The sequence below is a fragment of the Anaerococcus provencensis genome (genome assembly GCF_000312365.2).
Taxonomy (GTDB): domain Bacteria; phylum Bacillota; class Clostridia; order Tissierellales; family Peptoniphilaceae; genus Anaerococcus; species Anaerococcus provencensis.
Genome location: NZ_HG003686.1, coordinates 481,517 through 507,547, shown reverse-complemented (window position 1 = coordinate 507,547; position 26,031 = coordinate 481,517). Strand labels below are relative to the sequence as shown.

Here is a 26,031-nt window from a genome sequence, read left to right as displayed (position 1 = left end):
GGAGTATAGTTAAACAAACGGAGGAAATATGACTTACAAATTAAAAGATAAAAAAACTTACGAAAAAATGGGCGTGGAAGTATTTTTGTACGTCCACGATAAAACTAAAGCTCAAGTTGTTTATGTAAAAACATCTGACAAAAATAAGACTTTTGGCATAGGTTTTAAGACCCCACCAACAAATTCCAAGGGTATGGCCCATATTATGGAACATTCTGTATTAAATGGTTCCAAGAAATACACAACTCGCGAACCTTTTATGGATATGGCTAGCTCATCATTACAAACTTTCCTAAATGCAATGACCTATCCAGACAAAACTGTCTACCCAGTTTCTAGTGAAAATGACAAGGACTTTTTTAACCTTACAGATGTTTACCTAGATGCTGTTTTTAATCCAGCTGTAGTAAACAAAAAAGAAATCCTTGACCAAGAGGGCTGGCACTATGAGATGGATGGAGATGAGATCACTGGTATATCTGGCGTTGTATATAACGAGATGAAGGGTGCGCTTACAGATCCTGATGAGCTTGTATATAACGATATAATCTCACATTTATATAAAAATAGTCCTTACCAATACGAATCTGGTGGAGATCCAGCAGAAATATATAAACTTTCTTATGATGAATTTGTAGATTTTTACAAAAACCACTACCATCCATCAAATGCCTACATTTATTTTTATGGGGACTTGGATATAGATCTTTACCTAGATCATCTGGATAAGGAATATTTGTCAAACTATGACTACAAGGATTTTGATTATGATATCAAGGTTCCTGATAATTACTTTGATGGCGTGATTGAATCTACTTATCCATCAAGTAAGGCTAGTGAAAATTCTGATTACTTGGCCTATGGATTTCTAACAAAGGCAAATCCAGACACAAAATACACTTTGACCCTTGCAATTTTGGTAAGTGTCCTCTTCCACATGGATTCATCTATTATCAAAAAACAAATCAACGAGGAAATTGACCCAGAGTCATTTTATGCAAGAGTCGGCTATGGAGTAAGAAGTTCATTAGTTCTACTAGCTCAAAAGACAGATGGTAAAAAACTTGATAGATTTGTAGAAATCATAGAAGAAGGTTTAAAAGAAGCAAGCCTTGGCCTTAACAAAGAAAGTCTAAAATCAGCATTTTCAATCTTCCAATATGGACAAAGAGACCAATTAAATTCAGTAAGCAGAGGATTAAACTACTTTTTGATGTGGTCTTTTAACAAGTCAATCTTTGAAAGTTTTGAAATTGTCAACTACCTAAACGAACTAGGAGAGCTTGTAGAAACTGATTATTATGAAAACTTCATCAAACAGAACTTTATAGATAATCCAACAAGACTAATCTACATTGCAAAGCCAAGTAGCACTTATAACAAGAAAAAGCAAGAAGACCTAGAAGCTTATATTGATAATCTAAATAAAAATATTAGCCAGGAAGAATTACAAAAAATCAAAAAAGATCTAGAAAAACTAGAAATCCACCAAAATACAGCTGACACCGAGGAACAAAAGGCAAGTATTCCAGTTTTAAACATTGACGATGTACCTACAAAAGTTGACCAAACTCCAAGAGATCTGATAGATGATAAGTTTATCTACCACGATATGGACACAGCTGGCCTTATCTACACTTCCCTTTACTTTAATATCGACCACTTAGATTTAAGAGAATTGCAATACCTATCTCTAATAAACGACTTTATGGGATCTGTCGATACAAGTAATATGGCCTATACACAAATTGATGACGTCTTGTTCCAACACTTAGCAAGTCCAAACTTTTCAAATTCATTTATAAATGTTAATGAAAATGACCTTGCAAGGCTAGAAAAAGTTTCCTTTATTAGTACATCCAAGTCTTTCGCAAAAGCTTTGGAACTGATGAATGAATTCATGTTAAATTCTAAATTTGACAACCAAAAGAGAATTCTTGAAATACTAAGGATGAAAAAGGCATATTTTGCATCAGGAATGTACGATCAAGGACACATACTTGCCATAAACAGAGCAAATGCCCACATTGATATGGCTACTATGTTAAGAGATGAGCTATCTGGCATAGGATCTTACCTATTTTTGGAAGAAGTGATTGACCAAGCAAAAAATAATTTTGATGACTTTCACGATAAGATTACGGAAATTTATGCTAAGTTATTTTCAAATGATTTTGAAATAAATATAACTTGTTCAAAAGATGAATTTATAAAAGTTAAAGAAATAATAAATACAAGTTTTGACAACCTTGAGGATAAAAAAGATAAGGTTGAAATTGAATTTTCTCCAAAATCTTACAAAGAAGCTGTCATGTCAGATGCCAATGTCAATTATGTAGGTCAAAGTGCTGATATCAAAAAATACGGTCATAACTTTGAAGGTAAGTTAGTTTTAGCAAGTTCTATACTATCAAACCCATACCTATATGAGCTAATCCGTGCCAAGGCAGGCGCATACGGTGGTGGTCTTACTATAAATAAGGCAGGACTTTTGTCAGCATATTCCTATAGAGACCCACACATCTTAAAAACCTTGGAAACTTATAGACAAATTCCATCCCTAACAGAAAACATAGCACTTAGCCATATAGACTTTGAAAACCAACAAATCTCTTCAATGGGTACATTTTTAAGACCGAAATCACCACAAGCTTTGGCCGACGAGGATTATGCAAGGTATAAAAAAGAAAATCCTGTAGACCATGAAAAAATCCTTGCTGATATCAAATACGCAAAGCTTGATGAAATCAAAGAATATAAAAAGCTCTTTAAAACCGCTATTGGCGAAGAGAATATATGTGTCTTTGGCAATAGAGAAAGTATATTAGAAGTAAAAGATAAATTTGATAAGATTATAGATTTGAAGAATTAAATTTAAAATAATTGATTTTCGTTTAAATATATCAAGCTTTAAGGTATAATTATGGTAAGTTTCTAAGGAGAGTGTATGAGTGATAACAAGAACAATTTTAAAATAAATGACATACTATCTGACATCGATTTTGATGAGATTGGAAATACAATAAAAGATTCTGTAAATGCAACTATCAGAAGCTTTACAAAATCAAAAGGGTCTAAAGAAAATTTGCCACAGACCAGAAACAATGAGGTTTGTGCCCAAAAACCACCAGAACTCGCCAAGGCTAAGACCTATAAGGTTTTTTCAATCCTATCGGCAATAGGCTTTGGTCTAGCAAGTTTTATTTTTTATGTGGATGAATTCGCTTTTATGGGTGGCTTTGATAGTTTTTTATTTTTAATATTTCTAATAATGATGACTATTGGACTTCCCTATGTATTTTGGAAAGCGTCTAAAGAATACTTTAGGCTAACCAATAACTACGTGAGATTTATAAGAGAACTCGGCAACAATACAGTTATTTCTATTAGAGATTTGGCAAGTTCCGTTGCCCAAAGCGAAGAAAAAACCGTCTCTGACCTTATGAAGATGATGAAAAGAGGATACTTTTACCAGGCTCGTATAGTAGAAGACGACTCCCTATTTATCCTAGATATCCCTACCTTTAGGCTTTACAAAGAAAAGAGCAAGGAGCTTCCTCAAGCTAGGACAAGTAATAAAGAAGAAGAAGACGAAGTCTTGGTAGAAGATCTATCCTTTGAAAGAGCAAAGGAAATCATAAACCAGGGTAAGAATTCTCTTGACAGGATAAAACTAAGTCAAGCTAGGACTAACGATGCTAATTTCAGAATCAATGTAGATAAACTTATCAAAAATTCAGTGGATATATTAAATATAGTAGAAAAGTATCCAGACAAGTCCTATGCCCTAAACAAGTTTTCTGACTACTACTTGCCTACAGCTGCAAAACTTGTCGAAACTTACAACGATTTTGAAATGATGCGCACAAATGATAAGAAAATCGTAAATTCAATGAATCAAATCAACGAATCAATACTGACAATAGCAGAAGCCTTTGACAAAATCAAAGTGGAACTATTAGCTGATAGAGCCATGGATGTAAAGACTGATATTGACACAATAAACTTACTTCTTAACCAAGAAGGTTACGCAGAAGATGATTGGGAGAGCTAATTAATTTAACTTGGGGAAATTATGAAAAAACGCAGATATAGCATTAGACTGGTAGATGAGTCTACAGAAAAAGATAATAAAATAGAAGAAAAACTCTTTAGACTTCCTGCAAAGGAAATCAATAGAGCTAATGGAATGCTAGCCCTTGGCATTATCTTTTCTGTTATTAGTTTCGTGATTATTCTATTAATGTTTATAGCTTGGATATTTGGTGACCTATCATCTTGGTTAATAATTTTTATAATTTCTCTTTTTATTTCTATAGTTTTTATGCTTACAGGATATAGAGGAAAATTGGAATACGAAAGAATTGAAAAAAACTATAGGAGATATATTAGAGAGCTTAATGGGAATAAAGTCATTTCCATTAACGATTTGGCAAACTCAGTAGACCAAGACATTGAAGAAACATATAGCGACTTAAGGCATATGATAAAAGAAGACTATTTCCCAGAGGCAAGAATAGTTGAAAATAAGTCTCTTTTTATCCTAGATATTCCAACCTATAGCTTGTACAAAGAACGAAAAAACGAGATATTATCTGAAGCTTCGGATATCAGGCAAATTTCAAATGAACAAAACTTAGAAGAAATTAATCTAGTGCGTTCTAAGGAAATAATCGATTCTGCAAATAAAGATTTAGTTGCCATAAACTTGGTTAAAAATAAAATTGAAAATAAAAACTTTATCGGCCACATAGAAGATTTAGAAAATTCAAGCAAAAATATCCTTAAAGTAATCGAAAACCATCCTGAAAGTTCTCATGGATTAAATAAATTTTCTGAATATTATTTACCAACAAGCGTAAAACTTATAAATGCATATTACGAGTTTGAGCAAATAACATCAAAGAACTCAAAAATATTAAAATCAATGGAACAAATAGATGAAACAATAGTTGATCTGACTAACGCTTTTGAAAGATTACAATTAGATTTTCTAAGCGATAGCACCATGGAGATTAAGGCCGATATTGACACAATAAACCTACTTTTAAATCAAGAAGGACTTAAATACAATGATTGGAGGAGTAAATGAGTGATATAAAACTAACCCTTGACGGCGATAATGAAAATGACAATAAGCTTGAAAGTATAACTAATGAAGGACCAGATCTAGTAGAAAACAATATTAAGTTTTCACCTGAAGAAGAAAAAATGATTGATGATTTCTCCAAGAAAATTGACTTGGATAATACAAATATCATCCTTCAATACGGGTCTGGAGCACAAAAGAAGATTTCAAACTTCTCCGAAAAAACTCTAGATACAGTAAGAAACAAGGACTTGGGAGAAATTGGGGACTTGCTCGATTCTGTTGTAATGGATATCAAATCAATGGATAGAGAAGAAACTAGTGGACCACTAGGATTTTTGAAAAAACAAGTCAATAAGATTGAGGATATGAAATACCGCTACCAATCAGCAGAAAAAAATATTGACGAAGTTGCAAAGACATTGGAAAACCATCAAATAACCTTGATGAAAGATATTTCTATGCTAGATCAAATGTATGATCTAAACGAAGAATACTACAAAGAAATCACCATGTACATCGAAGCTGGCAATAGAAAACTAAAGGAAACTTACGCTAGTGAAATTCCAGCCCTTGAATCCAAGGCTAACGAATCAAACTTGCCTTTGGATGCCCAGAAAGTAAACGACCTAAAGGCTCAAGCCAATAGATTTGAAAAAAAACTTCACGATCTTGATTTGACCCGTATGGTTTCTATACAAATGGCTCCACAAATCAGGATGGTTCAATCATCAAATTCAATTATGGCAGAAAAAATCCAAACCACAATTGTAAATACCATCCCACTTTGGAAAAACCAAATGGTCTTGGCCCTTGGCATGAACCACACCAATCAAGCCATCAGAAGCCAACAAAGGGTGACTGACCTTACAAACGAATTATTAAGAAAAAATGCTGATACTCTAAAACAAAATACTATAGAAACAGCAAAGGCAACTGAACGTGGTATAATTGACCTGGATACAATCAAGCACACCAACGATCAATTGATTTCAACTATAGAAGAAGTTAGAAATATACAAATTGAGGGCAAGAAAAACAGAAGCCTTGCCCAAGCTGAGATAGCAAGGCTAGAAGAAGAACTAAAGAGAAATTTAAAACAAGGAAATAGTAATTAGGAGGATTTATGGTAGACATAGGAGATTTTAAATTTGATACACAAATGCTAATAGCAGGAGAAGATCTAGACGAAGATGAGATTTTTGACCACATCACAGCAAACTTTGAGGGTGATAGCCTTCTTGCTGTAGGTGATGAAGAACTAATCAAAATCCATTTTCACACCAATAGACCTTGGGAAATCCTAGAATATGCAGCAAGCCTTGGCGAAATCCACGACATTGTTGTAGAAAACATGCTAAGACAAGCCGAGGGACTTCAAGGCTAATATTTAAAGTAAATAACGAATAATATTAAATTGAAAAAGCACAATTTACTACTCCAGAAATCAAGTAATTCCTTGCGATTTGGATACTTACTTTTGTGCCTTTCATTTTAACTATAGTTTGACTAGGGTATTGCCCTAGTTTTTTTATTGAAATTTCACCACTTATTAATATAATAATAAGAAGAGATAATATAAGGATAAAAGAGAGTATATTATGAAAATAAATAAATTTTTCGGAGCCCTAGCCTTTAGCTTATGCTTGGCTACAGTAAGCGATGCTAGTGCTCAAGAATTAGATGAAAATATAATAATCAGTGAAATTGATAATAAGCTGGAAGCTTTGCCAAACTTCGATAAGGCTTCTGCTAGAGAAATCAAAGAGTATGAAGCAAACAAAGACCTTATTAATTTTGGCCAAGAATATGAAGATAGGCTTAAATTAGCTGAAAATATTGAATTATTAAAAAAGGCTGATGATGCTTCTAACGATAAAATAATCGAAGAATCCACCCATATCTTAAATGCTGATGATATGGAAAGTATCAAAACACAAAGCGACAAGCTTTCTGAAATCATAAGCCTATATAATATAAAAGAAAAGTTATCATTAACTGATAGCGAAAAAGAAGATATAGACAAGCAATTGACGGCTTATCTTGATAAAGGCCTATTATTTGAATCCAATACAAAAGATTTGGATTTGTTCCAAAAAGCTATTCTTAATTCAAAGTCTTATGAACTTGCTGATGATAAAACAAAGGATAAGTATAAGGAAGTTATTTACGATGTAAAAAACAAGGATTTTGACCAAGAAGCTGCCTACAAGATTTTACAAGATTTCTTGCAAACAGAAGATAAGCTAAGCTTCGATGGGAACTTGATTTTGACTGAAGAAATTGCCCAAAACCAAAAATTCAATTCTTCAAATGATACAAGTATCACACAAGTTAATGAAAATGAAGTTATTGAAACTACAAGCATTGATAGCGATAATATGGAGTCTGAAAGTTCCGAAAGTGATTCTGCCTTTTTGACAAATGAAAAGACAAAAAATAAGTACAGCGAGCTTACAGATGACCAAAAAAAGGAATTGGACCTAATTGATACAGACAAGAATGGACAAATTTCTGAAAGCGAACTTGAAAGTTCAGAAAACTTTACTCCAAATCTAGACAAATCCTCATGGCTATATCCATTTACAGAAAAAGCTCTAAACGAGGCTAGTCAAGAGGGCGAAAGTTCTAGTCAAACTAGTGATTCTAGCAATGATGAAACAAGCTCTGAAGAAATAGAAACTCCAAAAACTGTTACAATTGATAACAAGTCTACAAAATCACCACAACTTGCTACTGAAACAAATAAGGATGATAAAAAAGAGGAAAAAGAAGAGTTCAAAGAATCTGAAGCTCAGCCAGATAAGACAAATACAAATGCTGGATCAGTTGTAAAAACAGGAATCAAAGGTCTAGGGACTGTTGCAATAATTCTCGTAATTGCAATTATTGCTTACTACTTTATGAAGAAAAATTCAAGAGATATGAGAAAATAAAAATAAAAGAGGATTGAATCAATCACAATCTTGATTGACAGTCCTCTTTTTCTTTGCCTAAAAATTCCCATTTTCTATTTCAATTATTGTATCAATAGTGTCCTTGTATGAGCTAGATTTTATATCTGGCTTTGTTTTTTCTTCTGCATTAATTGTTCCATCTGGAGCATAGCCTAGGGTGTTGGTGTAGGTGAATACTAAACCAGAGTTTGGCATAACGTCGTTTATCACTCCAAGTGTTAGCCCGTCTCCACCACTTTCTTCGCCTATTAAGGTTGCAGCATCCGAGAATTTCATAAAACTTGCCATGCCCTCTGCCGCAGAAAATACTGCCTTATCTATTAGCAAATATATATTGCCATCAAATCCATAGTCTTTTTCACTTTCGTCTGGACTGATGCTTATGGTATCTCTAATATAATAATCAAAATCTTTGATATCATTGGCATGATCCAATTTTATTGCCGATATATCCACGTTTTTTATGGATTCTACATTTAGGGTATCGTCAGCTAATATCAGCTTTGCCCTTGGTGAATCTTTAAAAAACAAATGATTTGTTACAGATTTTTGGCTAGGTAAAATCTTTGGCAATAAGAATTTTTGCCAATATTCTGCATTGCCCCCATAGTTTTGGCGGATATCAATTACTAGAGCCTTGTAAAGGTGTTTATCTTTTAAGAACTTGTCCAAAACAGCTTCATCTTCTTTGACACTTTGAGGATCGACCATTTGTTTTATTTTTAGTATGGCTATCCCCTCGTTTGTTGTGTCCAAGGTCATATTGGCAGATTTGTCTTGATTTAATATAGATCCGGAAGCTCTATTACTTATGCTTGTTTCACTAGCTGTCTGCTCACCCTTTAGTCCATATCTATTTCTGACAACTTGCTTGTTTAGCTTCAAAAACTCGTAATAAATTGATGGGCTGTTCCAGTTTTTGGCATAATATTTGACAGTCTTATCTACATAATTTTGATCGGCAATTCTAGCGTGGTGGTTGTTTAACTCTCCCATAATACCAGCCATTTCATCTATGAATTCCTGGTCATTTTTAGCCTCTTTGATTCTCTTTAGGTATTTGCCATAGTCACCTATGAAGTCTATGTTTTTCTCTCTTTTTAGGGCCTCAAAGAAAGGATAATTTTCTTTTAGTTCCTTAAAAACATAGTTGAAATCGTCGACCATTTCTTTATTAGTCATTGGCTTTGGAGCCTTGTTTGCTTCTAGGTCCAACTTTGGTGGATTTTCCAAATTCTTATACCATATGAGGTAGGAATCAACATCAAACTTGTCTATGTCATCAGGATTGAAGTTATCAGAAGAAGTTTTTACCTTGTTAGTAGAAACTCCTTTTCTCCTAGCTTCTAATTGGTCATATCTTCTTTTGACACAGCCTGTAGCCACAAGCATAAAAACAAGGATTAGACAAAAAATTTTAAAGTGTTTTTTCATCAAATCCTCCATTTATCACATAATCTCTCTTAAACAAGTCATAGATTACAGCTATATTGGCCAAGGGATTGACCAAGGAATATATTACTATGCAAAGAGCAAGAAAGCTAAGCTTGTTTTTTTCTATCCTATATACAGCTGTAAGGCTAGTAATTTTCGTTCTGTGATTATAAATGCCATAAATCACGCCAGCTATACCAAAGACAATTTCAAAAATTTCCCTAAAGTATATGCCAAAAACCAAGACGCCAAGACCTGTCAAAATCCACAGTATAGTAGAGATTTTTTTCATGCTATTATATTTTTTTAATGAATTGTCGCCATCGCGTTTTTTTCTTCTCATAAATCATATTTCCAGATTAGGATAAACTTTCATAAATTTATCACTAACTTCTCCTGCTTGATAGTGCAAATATCCTGTCATAGCAATCATTGCAGCATTGTCTGTGCAAAGTTCTATAGGTGGGTAATAAAATTTAATGTTATTTTCTCTGCACTCTTCTTCTAGTCTTCCTCTAAGTCTAGAGTTTGCAGCCACTCCCCCACTTAGGGCAAGTTTATCATAACCGCTTTCTTTAATAAGCCTCATTGATTTGTCTACCAAGACATCAACTACCGCATCTTGGAAACTTGCTGCAACATCAGCCTTATTAAAATCTATATTTTTTTGCTCCATTTGGTGGATATAGTTGATTACAGCTGTCTTTAGGCCAGAAAAAGAAAAATCATAGGAATCCTTTTCTAACATAACCCTTGGGAAATCTACAGCCTGAGGATTGCCCTCTTTGGCAAGCTTATCTATTTTGGGTCCACCAGGATAGCCTAAGCCCATCTTTCTCGCAACCTTGTCATAAGATTCACCAGCTGCATCATCACGGGTCTTTCCGACAACTTCATAGTCTGTGTAGGATTTGACCTTGACCAGATATGTATGGCCACCACTTACAACCAAGGTTACAAATGGTGGTTTCAAATCCTTGTGGGCAAGGTAGTTGGCACAAATATGGCCCTCCATGTGGTTGGCCCCAATCATTGGCTTATTTGCTGCAAGTGATAGAGCCTTTCCGGCAGATATTCCCACTAGCAAAGATCCCATAAGTCCAGGTCCCTTGGTGACAGAAACTAAATCAATATCACTATAGCTAAGATTAGCATCTGCTAGAGCCTTTTCTATAAGGGGATTTATAGCTTCAAGGTGCTTTCTACTTGCTATTTCTGGCACCACTCCCCCAAATAGAGTGTGGATATCTATTTGAGATGATATTAAATTTACTATAAGATCTCTCTCGTTTTTTAAAATTGCAACACAGCTGTCATCACAACTTGTTTCAATTCCAATAGTATAAAAATCGCTCATTGTATTTCCTTCATCATATTGTAGGCATCTTCGCCAAGTTTTTGGTAATAATTCTTCCTAAGACCCATGACCTTGAAATCAAATTTTTGGTAAAGACTTATTGCAGCTTGGTTTTTTGTAGAAACTTCTAGCCAAATTTTTTTGACTGATTCATCCTTTGCCCAAGCCACCAAATGGTCCAAAAGTTTTGAACCTATACCACAATTTTGGTAGTCCTTGTCAACAGCAATGGTAAAAATTTCAACCTCGTCTAGGACCTGGCTTGCTATGTAAAACCCTAGAATATTTCCCTCTTCTTCATAGACAAAGTGTTCTAAGAATGTGTTTGTTTCAAGGTCTTTGATGAGGTTTTTCTTAGACCATGGTTCAAAAAATGCCTGGTTTTCAATTTCGTAGACTCTGTCTATATCATTAGTTTGCATTTTTCTAATCATAAGCTTATGCCTTGTTCTTTTTTTCGTATTCTCTTTCAGCTTGAGATTTTCTTAGGTAGTTTGGCCTTATTTCAAAAAGCTTGTAGTCTTCGTTTATATTTATAAGTCCAAGTCTTATTAATGACTTGCCTATGCAATTGTTGAAGTTTATTGGAAGCCTTGTGGCATTTTTAAATCTATCACAATATTTGCCACTAATCTCCCCAATTAGTTCAACTTCTTCTTCTAAAGCATCTACAAGTTCTACAAAATCTTCTATCTCGTATAGGTTTTCTTTGATAATCTCCTTGTCATCTTTGTCATAGACTGCGGCATAGACTCTATTTCCCCTGGCATCTAGCATAGGAGCTTTTAAAGACTTGCTTGATGAGTTGTTAGCTAGGGCAAGAAGTGTGGATACAGGAATTAGTTTTTTGTCATTAACTTGGGCTAGGGTTTTGGCAACAGTCATGCCAATCCTAAGGCCTGTAAAAGATCCTGGGCCTTGCGAAATCACAAATGCGTCTATATCTTCCATGGTCATTCCAAGTAGGTCCAATAAACTTTCAATCATAGGCACCAAGGACTCGCTGTGAGTTTTTTGTTGGTTTACGTTAAAATCACCAATGATTTCATTATCACTTGCAATAGTCACAGTAGAAATCATAGTTGAAGTGTCAATTGCCAAGATATTCATTTATTTCACGCCCCCTTATAGAATCATTTGCTATGCTAACTTCTCTCTTTTCCCCATCAAGCTTCTTGATTTCTAGATTTATCATTCCATCCGGCAAGAAGTCGCCAGCGTTTTCTGCCCATTCTATGATGGTAATGGCATCTTGTGGATAAAAATAAGTTTCATAATCAATATCCAAAAGCTCATCTGGATCATCCAAACGATACAAATCCAAGTGGTAAATCAAAATATCACCCTCATAGATATTAACAAGGGCAAATGTTGGAGATGATGAATCGTAGATGGCAAAATTTTCACAAAGAAAACCAGTAAAAGTAGTTTTGCCAGCACCCATATCGCCTATTAAATTTATAAAATCATTTTTCCTAAGAGATGAAGAAAATTGCTTAGCAAAATCTCTCATCTCGTCCAAATTATTTATTATCATAAAACCTCTTTATCCATCTATTATACTATTAATAAGTAGATTTATAAACAAAAAAGGCCCCTAGCTTTATGAACTAACCCCTTAAAGTTGCTTGGTCCAACTCTAAGGGGTCATATTACTAGGGATCTAATTTAGTATGATTTGATTATCGGTGATATTCTCTTATATATTAGCTCAGTCACAATAGCTTCCACTGTTCCTTTTATTATATTAAATGGTGCTATAGAAAATACCATAAGTGTGAAATAGTTATTTACTAGGCCATTGCCTCCTACCATGCCAGCAAAAGCTTCAAGGTCCATATGCATTACTTTTCCATAAACTGGGAAAACTATAAAAGCATTTGATAGGGTTGCAAGGGCTGTCATTGCAAGTACACCAAAGGCTAAAGCTATTATAGAAGTTTTTTTAGTCTTTTTGTTTTTGTAGATATAAGCTGATACTAAAACATAGGTTGAGCCTACAATAAAGTTTGATAGTTCTCCAACTCCACCTGTCATAGTTTTTGATAGGTTAAGTACGTTTTTGATAAGTTGGATCAAAACTCCATACCAAGGACCCATGGCAAAGCCACCTATTAGTGCTGGCACATCAGCTAAGTCAAGTTTCATAAAAGGTGGCGCTATTGGAATCGGCATTTGCACAAACATCAAAACATAGGCAAGTGCTGCCAAAATACCTACTTTTACTAAACGGTCTAAAGAAAATGATTTACTAGAACTTCTACTTTGATTCATAAATACCTCCTAATTTGGGGCATAAAAATAACCCCGATTTCTCAGGGTAATATCCAAATTACTAGATTAAGTCTTTACACTCAAACAAATAATAAAGTATTATAAAGTATACTTCTCTCATCCAGACTATACTGTCGGTTTTGGAATTGCACCAAATCAACCATAAAGGCTCGCAGACTATAACTGCCGGTTTAGGAATTTCACCTTACCCCGAATCACGCCTGCCCGGCGTCCTGAGAGGGCCCGTGCCAACAAGCACGGAAAACCGCAGACGCGAAGCGTCGAGGACCAAAAAGTTTAAGCCTAGCAGTGCGCATAATTTATTAAGCTCTTAACATTATTATATCACAAGGAAAATGTTTTTCAAGTCTATCTTAAGTCAAACTTAACCAATGAAGTCATATTTTCTCCAGCTTCCCAACTTGCACTAACTTCTTTACCGTTATTTAAAGTATCTGATGTTCCAAGCTCTCCATCCTTACCTAGTACATACAAGGTATAATTATAGCTTGTATCCGAACTAAAATCCGCCTTAATATTATCACTATTTTTGCTCATATTCCAGTCTTTTATATCAGGTAAATCTAGTGCCTTTTTTTCTCCACTTGTTTGATTTTCTAAGATAAGCTCATCACCTTTAATGTTTATTATCTTTATCTTATCATTCTCTTTAATCTTTATTTCTCTACTAGTGTAAGTCTTGCTGTCTTTTTTGGCAACTATCCTAAAAGTTCCTCCATTAGCAAAAAGATTATTTGGTATCAGGTAATTATTATTTTCGTCTTTACAAATAAGGATTTGGCTATCATCAAAAATGCCTACAGCTTCAAGTGATTGACTTGTATCATTTTCTATTATAACTGATGATGGTTTATTATTTCCTTTTATAAAGTAGGATATAAGAACTACAATTATTAGGCCTATTAGTATAAATAAGGCTGGCTTAGTTTTACTTCTCTTCATTTAATAACCTCCAATTTTTTATCTATTATCTCATAAGTCTTATCACATATACTTGTGAAATCTTTATCATGGCTTACTACCACTATACTCTTTCCCTTACGATTTTCCTCTATAAGTACTTGCATTAAAATTCTCTTATTAAATTCATCTAAAGATCCTGTGGGTTCATCAGCTAGCAAAACATCATATGGTTTTAGCAAAACCCTTGCCATAGCAACCCTTTGTTGCTCTCCACCTGATAGCTCATAAACCTTGTTATTTAGTTTATCAGCTATACCTAACTTATCTAATGTTTTATTTATTTCTTTCTTATTATTTTTAAATTCACTATATTTTAAGGCTATATCTATATTTTCTTTAACTGTCATATTATCTACCAGGGCAAAATTTTGAAATAAATATGCTATATTCTCCCTTCTAATCATCATAGCCTTACTAACATTTTTGTAGGGGTCAGAATAACCGAAGCTTTCTATGCTACCACTATCATAACTTTCTAGAGTGCCTAGGATGTTTAACAAAGTAGACTTACCACTACCACTTTTCCCAAAAATAGTTATAAAGTCTTTAGGATATATATCAAGATTTACATCTTTAAGTACATTGTGGTCACCATAAGTTTTATTTATATTTTTTAAGCTTATTTGGGGTTTCATTATTTATCCTCCTTTAAACTTTTTAATCAAACTACCATCTTTTCTTAACATATCTACTTCAATAATGGTACATATTATAAATAGAAGAAAGCTAAGACCAAATCCAATTAAAACTATCCCATTAGTCCAACCTTCTCGAGGAGTATAAAAACCTAATCCGCCAAACATTACACTAAGTCTTAGTACTATATAATAAATAGCTAGGGCTAATAAATATGACAAAGCCATAGATCTTATCTTAGCCTTGTGGATATCCTTAAAAGGATAACCAAATAAGCTCTTTACTGCAGCTTCATCTCCGTAGTTTAAATAGTAATTTTTATGGTCTGTCTTTACTATAACCCAATAAATATATATTAGGATGATTGAAGCTATAATATAAATTATAGTTTCATTTTTGTATCTTTGAACCTGGTATTCTACATAGTCATAGGCTGTCTCTATCCAAAGAACATACTTACTAGCTGGTGTGGTGGATATTAGTTCCTTTAAGTCTCCTAGACTCTCATCACCCTTATCTAGATAAGGGTGTAGCTGCCAATTAACTAATCCCTTAGACAGTAAGCCTTCTTCTGAATTAAGTCCGTCCTCATTTATTAAAATGTAAACATAATTGTCTGCATAAGGCTGATCTATCCTAGCTCTGGAATCTAGGCTTGGTAGCTTTTGGTCACTTTTTATTTTTACAATATTCTCAACTAAATCATCACTATTTTTAGATTCAAATATTTGTTTTTCTTTGATATCCTCTAAATCTTGATCAGTAAGCTTGGTATCTTCCGGAACTAAAATAACCCATTCATTTTCCTTTGCTTTAGTATCTAAAGCACGCCCCTTATCGTCTAATATATCAAACTTTGTAAGGTAATTGTGGTTAATGAAAGCAAAGCTACCATTGTTTAACTTATATTCTCCAAACATATCATCATCAATATTTAATCCTTCAATATCTTGGTATGGATTTAGGAACAATACCGCCCCTCTATCTATCAAAAGTCTAGCCAAGTCTTCTGTAGGTTTTGCAACTAATTCTTTATATTTATAATCGTCCTCATCAACTACATATTGCCAAGGCGTACCAGTGGCTATGTTGGCGTATGATTTTGCATCGTCCCAATCACTTAAATATTCATTTACATCTTTATAGTCTTTTAAAGAAAAGAAAGTGATAGCTAATAAGTAAGCTAAAGAGCCTGCAAATATTATTTTGAATATAGATAAAAACTTAGCAGAAACCTTTCTCTCTCCCTTTAATACACTTAATATATCTTCATGATTTGTTTTATATAATAATAGGATAAATTCTAATAAAAATATTACTAAAGCAAATAATAAAATAAATATATACATAGGATTCATAGCTATCAAAAATCCACCAATGCTATCTGGACTAACTAAGCTAAAGAGCAAGGCCGAATCAATTATTAAAGTTATTAATATAGGAATCGCCATAAGACCTATAGACTTACTTGCGGAAATCTTCTTATCATCATATCCAAATAGGAGAGATATAGATAATTCCTTAACTAGGCTTCTATTATAAATAAGCAAAGCAAATATAGTAGCAAAAATACTAATCAAATTAATGACAAGTATTAAGAAAAATTCTTTCATAGTCATTTCAGAAGTACTCATATAATCAGGTGTCTGTACAATATCTGCATAAGCTTTCAAATCATCTATAAATGATTCAACATTATTTTGATTTCCACTTATAGCATAGTCTCCAGATATATTATCTATGTCGATATCTTCATACTTTTTTATATCTATATTGTTTTTAGTTAAAAGATTATTAGAACTTATGCTATCAAATTTATTAGAAGTATTGAAATCTTCATTTATCTTTAAGTCCTTATGGGACTTATTAAAACTACTCGGATCACTTAAAAATAAATAAGCATCTACATCCATATTTTCTTTTTTACCAACTCTAGACTTCTTGACAAACTTTATTAAATTGATATTATTATCTGATGCAGCTTTAGCAATGTCATCTCTAATATCCTCATCATTATAGTCGACAAGATTTACAAACTTATCAAAATCAGAAAATTTACCTATAGCCTGATTGCTATCTATGTAATAAAAATAAGTTAAGGAACTTAGGATGAATGTTATTGTTATTAGTATCTTTAGTATTTTTTTCATAGCTTTACTACCTTATAAAAACCAACTTGTATAAAATCAAAAGATTTTATACAAGTTGACTTAACAATACTTTATTCTACATTTGCATATGCTTCATTACCAAATAATGCTTTTTCCCAACTAGCATAAGCTCTTTTACCAGGAGCAGTTCTACCAGATTTTCCAAACCTTCCGCCTGCACCCTTTACCTTGGTATTATGATATTTACTTCCATGATAAAATTGTGACCACACATGGGAACTGTTAACTCCGTGTCTCCACTTTCCACCTAGCCAGTCCTTAACTCCACTGTCGTAGTTTTTTGATGAATAAGTGCTAACACTCTCTGACTCTACTGTAACCACATCATTGTTTAATGAATCAAAGCTATACTCTTGAGCCGCAAAAGAAACTGGCGTACTAAATAATATTAGTCCTGCTACCGCTAATGCTTTTATTTTATTTTTCATAATTAATCTTCCCATTTATATTTTTAGAATAGAAAGTGTACACTTATTCTATGTCTTTATTATAAAAGATTTTAAAATATTATTTAATAGCCTATGTGCATGATAAAAAAGCCAATACAAATGCTGATAAGTACACAAAAAGCCAGTTTTTATTAATTAATATCAAAAATGATTTGAATTTTTCTAATATTAACTTAATAAAAACCGGCTTTAAAGCATGGTTACTTATCTTTATAAATTAATTTATTAAATTTTTCTTTTAATTCTGGCCTATTTGTTAGTAAACATAAGTCCATAGATTTATTTAAATATGATAAAAACTCTGGGTTTTTCTCTTTAAAAAGAATATCTCCTCTCTGATAGTATGAATTAATCAAGTTAATAGTGTCATTATTTCTAATAGATGAATCGATAGATTTTTTATTCCACTCTAACGCTTTTTCAACATCACCATCATTGCTATATGACCTACTAATATTATAAGATATTTTCGGATATAAATTATTATTTTCACCTATATTATTTAATATAAATAGTAGTATGTCGTAGCTAAATCCAATGTCTCCATTCTCCCTATAATAAGGGACCATAGCAGATAATATCCTGTATTCGAAATTTGTATAGTTATAATTTTTATACTTTTTAATCTTAAAGTCTTTATGAGATATGACCATAGCCTCATTTAGACCTTTTATAAAACTTTTGCTACTTCTTTTCGGATTATAAATTATAGATTGGTAAAATTTAAGATACTGACTATATTTTTTTTGATAAAAATTAGGTAGAGTATCTTTATTTATCTTCTCAAATTCTCCTAATGTTTCCTCTACTTTTTCATAGTTAAATTCACCCATATAATAATCTAGATCAGTTATGTAATCATCTATATACGACCATGTAGATCCTTGAAAAGAATTGAATATAGTGTAAAATTCAAGACCCAGCTCTTCTAAAATAACCAATAAAGAGCTAAGCTTTATATCTACCTTTCCGCTTTCAAGCCTCCTTATTGTATCTACTGATAAGTCAGCAGCAAAGGCCAAATCCTCTTGGGTTAGTTTTTTTTCTTTTCTTATAGTCCTTATTTCATTACCTATATAGGCTAAATTATAATCCATTATTCACCCTTTCTAAGGTGTACAAGAATCAAGTACCCACCTATAGCCCTTACGATTTACAGTCTCAATTGGATTTAAGTCAGCTTTTTTAAATTCTAATCTTATCTTTCTTATATGCTCTCTTACAGATCTTTCTGTGGTTTTAAGACCCTTTTTTCCCATTTGCTCTACTATTTCATATTTTGAAAGAGTCTTACCCATATTTGAAATTAGTACTGCACATATTGCAATTTCAAACTTGGTCAAATCTAGAATATCATTTCCAATCCTAAAAATCCCATTGTCCTCTTCCATGGTGCAAAAACCTAGGTTTATAATATTTGTATCATTAATTTCTTGAACTTTTCTAAAGACGCTATCTATAAATTCTTCCCTAGTATTTGAATGAATTACAAAATCTTTATCGTCGATTTTCTGCTCATAGGGATTGTTGCTATGTCTATCAGTTAGGTATATTACTGGTATATTGGTGGTTTGTTTTATATAGTGAATAACTTGTAAACATTTGTTGTGGCTCATATCTACGAGGATTAGTTCATAGTCCGTTAGGTCCCTGTCAACCAAATCTTCCAATTTATCAAACTTATCAACAAGTACTTGATTCTTGTCATAATGAGCATTCAAAATTTGTGATACACCGTTTTCATATTCAACAGATGCTATTTTCATACATACTCCTTTTTCTTATATAATATTATAGGTTTTCAAGGAGATTTTGTAAAGATATCTTTATATAAATTTATTGTGCCGGCCAATATAATTTAAATATTCTTGTATATACCTACACAAAAAAAGACCTGCCTAAGCAAGTCTAATAATTTTTATAGATAATATTTATTTATCATTTTTAGGTCATCATCTAGTTCGTATACTAGTGGTTGGCCTGTTGGGATTTCTAGGTCCATGATGTCTTCATCTGAGATTGACTCGATATGCTTTGCCAATGCTCTTAGAGAGTTTCCGTGAGCTGCTACTAGGATTGTTTCATCTTTTAGTAGTTGTGGAGCTATGTGGTCAAAGAAATATGGTAGAGCTCTATCTAGTGTTACTTTTAGGTTTTCAGCTGTTGGAATTACATCTTTTGGAAGATTTTTGAACTGTCTCATATTTAATTGTTTTTCTTGATCTTCTTCAGATAGTTCTGGTGGTAGTGTATCGTAAGATCTTCTCCAAATGTGAACTTGTTCGTCACCGTATTTTTCAGCTGTTTCTGCTTTGTTTAGTCCTTGAAGGGCACCATAATGACGTTCGTTTAGTCTCCAAGATTTTTCTACTGGTACAAATAATTGTTCGCTGTATTCTAGGACATAGTTGCAAGTTTTAATAGCACGTTTAAGTATAGATGTGTGAGCGTGATCAAATACTATGCCTGCTTCTTTGATTTTTTTACCAGCTTCTATAGCTTCCTTGGTTCCTTGTTCTGATAGGTCAACGTCTACCCAACCTGTAAATTTGTTTGCTAGGTTCCATTCACTTTGGCCATGTCTTACCATTACTAATTTTTTTGTCATCATCTTCTCCTTAGTTTTTCCTTATCTTCAAGTTCTTTTTGCTTTGCTTTCCTACCATCATCAAGCCCCTTGTCAACTTCATCAAGCCATCCTAGGGCTTTGCCAGTTCCATTTATGACGCATTTAGCCGCATCTTCTGCTATTATTACATCAACTTGGAACTTTTCGCTTAGCCTATCCTTAAGGCCTAGAGTATAGGCTCCTCCACCTGTGAGTATTATGTGTTTTTCGTAAATATCACTTGCTAACTCAGGAGGTGTTAGCTCTAATACACTTTTTACCCCATCTACGATCAAATCCACAGAAGCCTTTAGGGCTGCATGAATTTCGCCAAGAGTTATGATAATTTTGTTTGGTAGTCCATCGTTAATTTGTCTACCAGATACTTCTATAGTTTGATTATCTTCAAGGCTATTTGCCTTTATCTTAATCTCTTCTGCCTTGTTATCACCAATTAATAAGCCATATCTTTTTCTGATGAAATCTTTTATGGCGTTATCAAAAGTGATTCCAGCTACTGGTATAGACTTACTTACTATGATTTCTCCGGAAGATATTACTGCTATATCTGTAGTTCCTCCACCAATATCTATTACCAAGTCTCCACTGGCTTCTGTTATGTCGACTCCAGCTCCAATGGCTGCGGCAAGTGGTTCTTCTATAAGATAAGTCCTATGAGCTCCAGCATTTTCGCTTGCTTGAAGGACTGCTCTTCTTTCCACTTGGGTTGACCTTGATGGCACGCAGATTAGGACATCTGGTTTTATGAGGGCCTTGCTAATGGTCTTATCTAGAAAATATTTTAGCATTTTCTCAGTTGATGGAAAGTCTGCTATAACCCCATCTTTCATAGGCTTAATGGCCTTTATATTGCCAGGAGTTCTGCCTACTAATTTTTTAGCTTCTTCTCCTACTGCAAGTATCTCATCTGTTAGTACATCAATGGCAATAACTGACGGTTCTTCTAGGACTATGCCCTTGTTGTTCAGATAAACCAATACTTCTGAGCTACCAAGGTCTATAGCCACACTTCTTCTAAATCTTGCCATTATCTCTCCTAGTAATTTTTTAGTTTGTCTACTTTATCCAATTTTTCCCATGTGAAATCTTCATTATCTCTGCCAAAGTGACCATAAGATGATGTTTGTTTGTAAATTGGTCTTTGTAAGTCTAGGTAATCAATTATAGCTTGTGGCCTAAAGTCAAAGTTTTCTTTTACTATTTCAAGTAGTTTTTCATCATCGTATTTGCCTGTGCCAAAACTATCTACGTATATTGATAGTGGGTGGGCTACACCTATGGCATAAGATATACCTATTTCAAGCTTGTCTGCAAGGCCTGCTGCAACCATGTTTTTTGCAGCATATCTAGCCATATAGGCAGCTGATCTGTCTACCTTTGTTGGGTCTTTTCCAGAGAATGCTCCACCACCAGATTTAGAATATCCACCATATGCATCTACGATAATCTTTCTACCTGTAAGACCACTGTCACCCTTTGGTCCACCTATGACAAATTTTCCTGTTGGATTTACATAAATTTTGGTATTTTCATCGATTAAACTCTCATCAATTACTTTTTTGATGACTTCATTTATGATATCTTCACGGATTTTTTCAAGGCTAACATCTGCTGTATGTTGGGCTGATATTACAATATTATCAATTCTTACTAATTTGTCATCATCATATTCTACAGTTACTTGGCTCTTGCCATCTGGTCTTAGGTAATCTAGAGTCCCATCTTTTCTAACTTCTGCTAGTCTATAGGCAAGCTTATGAGCGTAGTCTATAGATACTGGCATATATGATTCTGTTTCATTGTCTGCATAGCCAAAGATAATTCCTTGGTCTCCTGCACCAATTTTGTCGTATTTCTCACTTGTAGAATTATATTCTTGAGCTTGGTTAACACCTTGAGCTATGTCTACTGATTGTTCTATTAATGATGTTAATACAGCAACATTTGAGTAATCAAAGCCAACTTTTGGATCGTCATATCCAATTTCTTTTATAGTATCTCTTACAATTTGCTCAATAGGAGCATAGGCTGTAGTTGAAATTTCTCCTACAACTAAAACCAAACCAGTTGAAGTTACTGTTTCTACAGCAACTCTTGAATTTTTATCTTGTTTTAAACATTCATCTAAGATTGCATCAGAAATCCTATCGCAGACCTTGTCTGGATGGCCTTCTGTGACTGATTCGCTTGTTATTAATTTTCTCATTATTTCTCCTCCAAGATTACTACTGCCCTGGCCTCTATTCCTAAACCTTCACCAGTAAATCCTAGTCCTTCGCTTGTGGAGGCTTTTATAGACACATTTTCTATGTCAGTTCTTAGGTGAGTAGCCAATACTTTTTTAATTTTTTCTCTTTTAGGACTAATTTTGGGCAATTCACATATTACTATAGTATCTATATTACCGATTTTATAACCTTTATCATCCATTAATTTGACTATATCATCTAGTAAGATTAAGGACGATATATTTTTATACTTAGGATCAGTATCTGGGAACAATTTTCCAATGTCAGCTTCTCCCAAAGCTCCCAAAATCGCATCCATTATGGCATGAGTCAGAACATCCGCATCAGAGTGTCCCAATAGTCCCAATTCATAGTCAAATTCCACCCCTCCAAGGATTAATTTTCTATCCTCGGCTAGTCTGTGGACGTCATATCCTATTCCTATTCTCATTATATCCTCATATCCTTTTTTCTGCTAAATAGGCTTCTGCAAATAGTATATCTTCTCTTGTTGTGATTTTGATGTTGGAATATTCCCCACTTACAATTTTTACCGGAATATCTCTGTGGAAGAATTCAAAAAGTTGGCTGTCATCCGTAATCTTAAATTCACTTTTCACGTATTTTTCATACATGGAATAAAGGATTTTTTTGTCAAAGGCTTGAGGTGTTTGAATATTATATACATAGTCCCTATTTGGGGTAAAATCAACAACCATATCCTCATCTACGATTTTTATAGTATCCTTGGTCTTTGTTGCACTTATTACAGCCTTGTAGGATTTCAAATCTTCAAGAACCCTATAAAAAAGTTCCCTACTTGCAAAAGGCCTTACCCCATCATGGGTTAAGACCAGTTCACATTTGCTATTTAAGGCTTTGAGCCCTTCAAAGGTTGAAAGCTCCCTTGTAGTAGAGCCATAAACGTACTTTATGTCTCTATCATAGCCTTTTATAATTTTCTTTATATCATCCTCATCTTCTCTTCTTATGACAAGGATTATTTCATCAAAAACATCTATTTTTGTAAGTGTATCAAGAGTTAATTCAATGATTTTTTTGCCCCTTATATTCAGAAAAGGCTTGTTGATCTGGCTATTCATTCGTCTGCCAGAACCTGCAGCTGTAATAACAGCTGAGATAAACTTATTATCTAACATTTAATCCTCTTCGCTTCTAACAAAAATCATACGACCTGCAGATGTCTGCAAAACACTTGTTACAGTTGCTCGAATTTTCTGATCAAGGTACTTATCCCCATCTTCAACTACAACCATAGTACCATCTTCTAGGTAACCAACACCTTGGTTTCTGCCCTTACCAAGTTTTATTACTTCTATTTCCATAGATTCCCCAGGGATTACTATCGGTTTTAAGGCATTTGATAGGTCATTTATATTTAATACTGGTATTCCTTGAACATCAGCCACCTTATTTAAGTTGTAGTCATTGGTAAAAACTTTGCCGTTCATGTCAAGAGCTAGTTTTAGTAACTTGCTATCCACTTCTTTTATATCTGGATAGTCAGTATCGACAATGACGAGGTTAGTTTTGTTGTTATTTTTGATATCATTTACTATATCTAGACCCCTGCGTCCGCGCTCTCTTTTTAAATCGTCAGGACTGTCGGCTATATGTTGTAATTCTTCTAGGACAAACTCTGATATTATGAGGTCTCCCTCTATAAAGTCCGTTTCCAATATATCAACTATTCTTCCATCTATTATTACTGATGTGTCTAGAATCTTGGGGCTTGCAAGATTTTTATTCTTATCATGCCTTAAAGAAGACTTGCTTTCCTTATTATCTCTTATGCCTTTGAAAAGATTATAAAAATCGTCAGAATTTTTTGTAGAAACTCTCCATCCCAAGTAACCTAAACCGATATATAATAAAATAGATAATAGCACAAAAATTGAATTGCCTCCATATGGTAATTGTAGGCTGGTTAAAGGTCTTGATATTAGAGTTGCAACAAAAATTCCTATTATTGCTCCTATAGTTCCAACTATCAACTTACTTGCAGGTATTTCGCTAATTTGCCCTTCAATATTGGAAAAGTTTTCTATAAACTTACCTGCAAGCGACTTTGAAATTAAATAAAAAATTATTCCACCTATTAGACCCGCTAGGAAGTTTGCGATGATAAAGATAATGCCGCTTGTTTCCATCCACAAACTTGCGGCATTTACTACATTTAGTATCACAATACCAAGCACAGCTCCAATTAGTGTCATAACTAATTGAAATATTCGCTTCATCCATGCTCCTTATTAATTTTTCTTATAGACCGATTGACTCATCAATCATCTCTTCTGCTTTTTCTTTTTCTAGAGAACCTGCCATTACTAATTCGCTGGCCATTATTCTTCTTGCTCTGTTTAATAACTTTTTTTCTGTAGTAGATAGGCCTTTTTCCTTATCCAAAATCGCAAGGTTTCTAACCATTTCTGCAATTTTAAAGATATCACCAGTCTTTATAACTTCTTGATTTTCTCTATATCTGACATTCCAATTGTCAGGCATAGGTGTTGGGTCATCATCCAAAATCCTAAGAACTTCATCACCAGATTCCTTGTCAATAACATCTCTGACATTCATTTTATCTATATTTGAAATCGGGATTGAAATATCCATGGAACCAATTGGCATTTTTAGGATAAAGTATTCCTTTTCTTCTCCCAAAAACTCTTTCTTCTCAATAGAATCTATTACCCCAGCACCGTGGTTAGGGTATACGATTTTATCGCCTATTTTAAACATTTTTACCTCCTAGGTTCTCATTTATATTATATCAAATCCTGAGAAACTAGTAAAACATAAATGTTATATGCTATAAAATACAAATATTCTATTGATTATCTCTAATGCCTGTTCTCATCCTAACTTTTTCTTTCAATGCATCTATTTTGGCAAAAGTACTTGTGCCACCATATTCACCATCTAGGGACCAAGAAACTTTTTGGTTTGTCTTAACTTCAAAATGTGATCCCTGACGGAAGATTAACATATCGTTTTCTTCTCTATTGGTAAGACCTGATACGATTTTATTTACATCTGCTAAAGATTGAGGACGACGAACCATTGTTAGCTCAAAGATTCCATCAGATAAAGAGACATTATCGCCAGTTATCCCTGTAAATCCACCCACGGATACAGAATTTGTCACCATAAAGTGGATAAAATCACCGTTTATATTTTCATCATCTACTAACACATCCATTTTATAACTTGTCATGTTAGTTAGAGGTAAAGCTTGCTTTAAACCTTCAATAATATAAGCACTTCTGCCAAAAATATTCTTAGCATCTTGGTCTGTATTGAAGGAAACGTCAGATATTGATCCAAAGGCTGCAACATAGACAAAATACTTGTCATCTATTTGACCAATATCTATTCTTTTTTGATCTCCTCGACTTGCTAGTTTTACAGCTTTTTCTATATCTGTTGGGATTTCTAAGGACTTTGAGAAGTCATTTGTAGAACCAGTAGGAATATAGGAAATAAGTGGATCAATTTCCGCCTTTGAAATTGCTGCTATGGCTTCATCAAGAGTTCCATCTCCACCTGCTACAATGATTTCTTGAAAATTTTCCCCATATTTGCTAATTATCTTGCTAGCATCTCTTGGAGCTTGGGTTGCATATACACTTGTTAGATATTCTTTCTCGCTTAGATAGTCAATAATCCAAGACAATTGATCATTTATAGTTTTTTGACCGCTGTTTGGATTGTAGATAAATAGGGCATTTTTCATAAGCCCTCCTTATATAGTTTATTTAAGTAAAATATACGCTTTATTGGGATTTTGTAAATAAAAAAG

At 33.6% G+C, this 26,031-nt stretch carries 27 protein-coding genes and 1 riboswitch; of the genes, 6 read left to right on the top strand and 21 right to left on the bottom strand.

Annotated features, from left to right (window positions below):
• Positions 1 to 28 precede the first annotated feature (28 nt).
• The 6 genes from BN38_RS05120 (at position 29) to BN38_RS05095 (ending at position 8,025) form a co-directional block, all read left to right on the top strand.
• Positions 29 to 2,872 (top strand): insulinase family protein, encoded by a 2,844-nt coding sequence (locus tag BN38_RS05120; protein ID WP_044565914.1) that lies wholly within the window; start codon positions 29 to 31, stop codon positions 2,870 to 2,872.
• Positions 2,873 to 2,947: 75 nt separating this feature from the next.
• Entirely contained in the window at positions 2,948 to 4,054 is a 1,107-nt protein-coding gene (locus BN38_RS05115) for a 5-bromo-4-chloroindolyl phosphate hydrolysis family protein (RefSeq protein ID WP_044565913.1), read from the top strand.
• A gap of 21 nt (positions 4,055 to 4,075) precedes the next feature.
• The gene (locus BN38_RS05110) at positions 4,076 to 5,092 is read left to right on the top strand and encodes a 5-bromo-4-chloroindolyl phosphate hydrolysis family protein (protein ID WP_049944447.1); all 1,017 of its coding nucleotides are present in this window, start codon (positions 4,076 to 4,078) and stop codon (positions 5,090 to 5,092) included.
• Positions 5,089 to 6,207 (top strand): toxic anion resistance protein, encoded by a 1,119-nt coding sequence (locus BN38_RS05105; RefSeq protein WP_044565912.1) that lies wholly within the window; start codon positions 5,089 to 5,091, stop codon positions 6,205 to 6,207. The genes BN38_RS05110 and BN38_RS05105 overlap by 4 nt, the downstream gene beginning before the upstream one ends.
• Positions 6,208 to 6,215: 8 nt before the next feature.
• The gene (locus tag BN38_RS05100; protein WP_044565911.1) at positions 6,216 to 6,476 is read left to right on the top strand and encodes a dihydroxyacetone kinase; all 261 of its coding nucleotides are present in this window, start codon (positions 6,216 to 6,218) and stop codon (positions 6,474 to 6,476) included.
• A gap of 214 nt (positions 6,477 to 6,690) precedes the next feature.
• On the top strand, positions 6,691 to 8,025 hold the full coding sequence (locus BN38_RS05095) for a hypothetical protein (protein ID WP_044565910.1): 1,335 nt from the start codon (positions 6,691 to 6,693) through the stop codon (positions 8,023 to 8,025).
• 57 nt (positions 8,026 to 8,082) lie between these two features.
• On the opposite strand, the gene BN38_RS05090 is transcribed toward BN38_RS05095, so the two are convergent.
• From BN38_RS05090 to BN38_RS04990, 21 genes are all read right to left on the bottom strand, one after another.
• Positions 8,083 to 9,480 (bottom strand): S41 family peptidase, encoded by a 1,398-nt coding sequence (locus BN38_RS05090; protein ID WP_044565909.1) that lies wholly within the window; start codon positions 9,478 to 9,480, stop codon positions 8,083 to 8,085.
• Entirely contained in the window at positions 9,464 to 9,823 is a 360-nt protein-coding gene (locus BN38_RS05085) for a hypothetical protein (RefSeq protein WP_044565908.1), read from the bottom strand. The genes BN38_RS05090 and BN38_RS05085 overlap by 17 nt, the downstream gene beginning before the upstream one ends.
• A 3-nt stretch (positions 9,824 to 9,826) precedes the next feature.
• A complete protein-coding gene (gene tsaD / locus BN38_RS05080) occupies positions 9,827 to 10,837 on the bottom strand; it encodes a tRNA (adenosine(37)-N6)-threonylcarbamoyltransferase complex transferase subunit TsaD (protein WP_044565907.1) in 1,011 nt (336 codons plus the stop codon).
• Positions 10,834 to 11,271: a ribosomal protein S18-alanine N-acetyltransferase gene (rimI, locus tag BN38_RS05075; RefSeq protein WP_044565906.1), complete on the bottom strand. Its 438-nt coding sequence runs from the start codon at positions 11,269 to 11,271 to the stop codon at positions 10,834 to 10,836. Before rimI ends, tsaD begins: the two co-directional genes overlap by 4 nt.
• Positions 11,272 to 11,275: 4 nt before the next feature.
• Positions 11,276 to 11,947, bottom strand: a complete 672-nt coding sequence (gene tsaB, locus BN38_RS05070; RefSeq protein WP_044565905.1) for a tRNA (adenosine(37)-N6)-threonylcarbamoyltransferase complex dimerization subunit type 1 TsaB — start codon at positions 11,945 to 11,947, stop codon at positions 11,276 to 11,278.
• Positions 11,928 to 12,374, bottom strand: a complete 447-nt coding sequence (gene tsaE / locus BN38_RS05065; RefSeq protein ID WP_044565904.1) for a tRNA (adenosine(37)-N6)-threonylcarbamoyltransferase complex ATPase subunit type 1 TsaE — start codon at positions 12,372 to 12,374, stop codon at positions 11,928 to 11,930. Before tsaE ends, tsaB begins: the two co-directional genes overlap by 20 nt.
• A gap of 131 nt (positions 12,375 to 12,505) precedes the next feature.
• Entirely contained in the window at positions 12,506 to 13,111 is a 606-nt protein-coding gene (locus tag BN38_RS05060) for an ECF transporter S component (protein WP_044565903.1), read from the bottom strand.
• Between the two features lie 105 nt (positions 13,112 to 13,216).
• Positions 13,217 to 13,333: riboswitch (FMN riboswitch) on the bottom strand.
• Positions 13,334 to 13,480: 147 nt separating this feature from the next.
• Positions 13,481 to 14,074, bottom strand: coding sequence for a hypothetical protein (locus BN38_RS05055; RefSeq protein WP_044565902.1), 594 nt, complete (start codon positions 14,072 to 14,074; stop codon positions 13,481 to 13,483).
• The gene (locus BN38_RS05050; RefSeq protein WP_044565901.1) at positions 14,071 to 14,730 is read right to left on the bottom strand and encodes an ABC transporter ATP-binding protein; all 660 of its coding nucleotides are present in this window, start codon (positions 14,728 to 14,730) and stop codon (positions 14,071 to 14,073) included. Before BN38_RS05050 ends, BN38_RS05055 begins: the two co-directional genes overlap by 4 nt.
• Positions 14,731 to 14,733: 3 nt before the next feature.
• A complete protein-coding gene (locus BN38_RS05045; RefSeq protein WP_044565900.1) occupies positions 14,734 to 16,881 on the bottom strand; it encodes a hypothetical protein in 2,148 nt (715 codons plus the stop codon).
• 71 nt (positions 16,882 to 16,952) lie between these two features.
• Positions 16,953 to 17,345: a lactococcin 972 family bacteriocin gene (locus BN38_RS05040; RefSeq protein ID WP_084593751.1), complete on the bottom strand. Its 393-nt coding sequence runs from the start codon at positions 17,343 to 17,345 to the stop codon at positions 16,953 to 16,955.
• A 206-nt stretch (positions 17,346 to 17,551) separates the two neighbouring features.
• Positions 17,552 to 18,448, bottom strand: coding sequence for a helix-turn-helix domain-containing protein (locus tag BN38_RS05035; RefSeq protein WP_044565898.1), 897 nt, complete (start codon positions 18,446 to 18,448; stop codon positions 17,552 to 17,554).
• 12 nt (positions 18,449 to 18,460) lie between these two features.
• Entirely contained in the window at positions 18,461 to 19,117 is a 657-nt protein-coding gene (locus tag BN38_RS05030; protein WP_044565897.1) for a winged helix-turn-helix domain-containing protein, read from the bottom strand.
• A gap of 152 nt (positions 19,118 to 19,269) precedes the next feature.
• Positions 19,270 to 19,959 carry a 2,3-diphosphoglycerate-dependent phosphoglycerate mutase gene (gpmA, locus tag BN38_RS05025; protein ID WP_044565896.1) on the bottom strand — a complete coding sequence of 230 codons (690 nt, stop codon included), beginning with the start codon at positions 19,957 to 19,959 and terminating at the stop codon, positions 19,270 to 19,272.
• On the bottom strand, positions 19,959 to 21,008 hold the full coding sequence (gene mreB / locus BN38_RS05020) for a rod shape-determining protein (protein WP_044565895.1): 1,050 nt from the start codon (positions 21,006 to 21,008) through the stop codon (positions 19,959 to 19,961). The genes gpmA and mreB overlap by 1 nt, the downstream gene beginning before the upstream one ends.
• An 8-nt stretch (positions 21,009 to 21,016) precedes the next feature.
• Positions 21,017 to 22,186, bottom strand: coding sequence for a methionine adenosyltransferase (metK, locus tag BN38_RS05015; RefSeq protein WP_044565894.1), 1,170 nt, complete (start codon positions 22,184 to 22,186; stop codon positions 21,017 to 21,019).
• Positions 22,186 to 22,659, bottom strand: coding sequence for a 2-C-methyl-D-erythritol 2,4-cyclodiphosphate synthase (gene ispF / locus BN38_RS05010; protein WP_044565893.1), 474 nt, complete (start codon positions 22,657 to 22,659; stop codon positions 22,186 to 22,188). The genes metK and ispF overlap by 1 nt, the downstream gene beginning before the upstream one ends.
• A gap of 7 nt (positions 22,660 to 22,666) precedes the next feature.
• Positions 22,667 to 23,368: a 2-C-methyl-D-erythritol 4-phosphate cytidylyltransferase gene (gene ispD / locus BN38_RS05005; RefSeq protein ID WP_044565892.1), complete on the bottom strand. Its 702-nt coding sequence runs from the start codon at positions 23,366 to 23,368 to the stop codon at positions 22,667 to 22,669.
• Positions 23,369 to 24,469: a PIN/TRAM domain-containing protein gene (locus BN38_RS05000; protein WP_044565891.1), complete on the bottom strand. Its 1,101-nt coding sequence runs from the start codon at positions 24,467 to 24,469 to the stop codon at positions 23,369 to 23,371.
• Between the two features lie 22 nt (positions 24,470 to 24,491).
• Entirely contained in the window at positions 24,492 to 24,971 is a 480-nt protein-coding gene (locus tag BN38_RS04995) for a CarD family transcriptional regulator (RefSeq protein WP_044565890.1), read from the bottom strand.
• 88 nt (positions 24,972 to 25,059) lie between these two features.
• Positions 25,060 to 25,965 (bottom strand): diacylglycerol/lipid kinase family protein, encoded by a 906-nt coding sequence (locus tag BN38_RS04990; RefSeq protein WP_044565889.1) that lies wholly within the window; start codon positions 25,963 to 25,965, stop codon positions 25,060 to 25,062.
• Between the last annotated feature and the right edge of the window lie 66 nt (positions 25,966 to 26,031).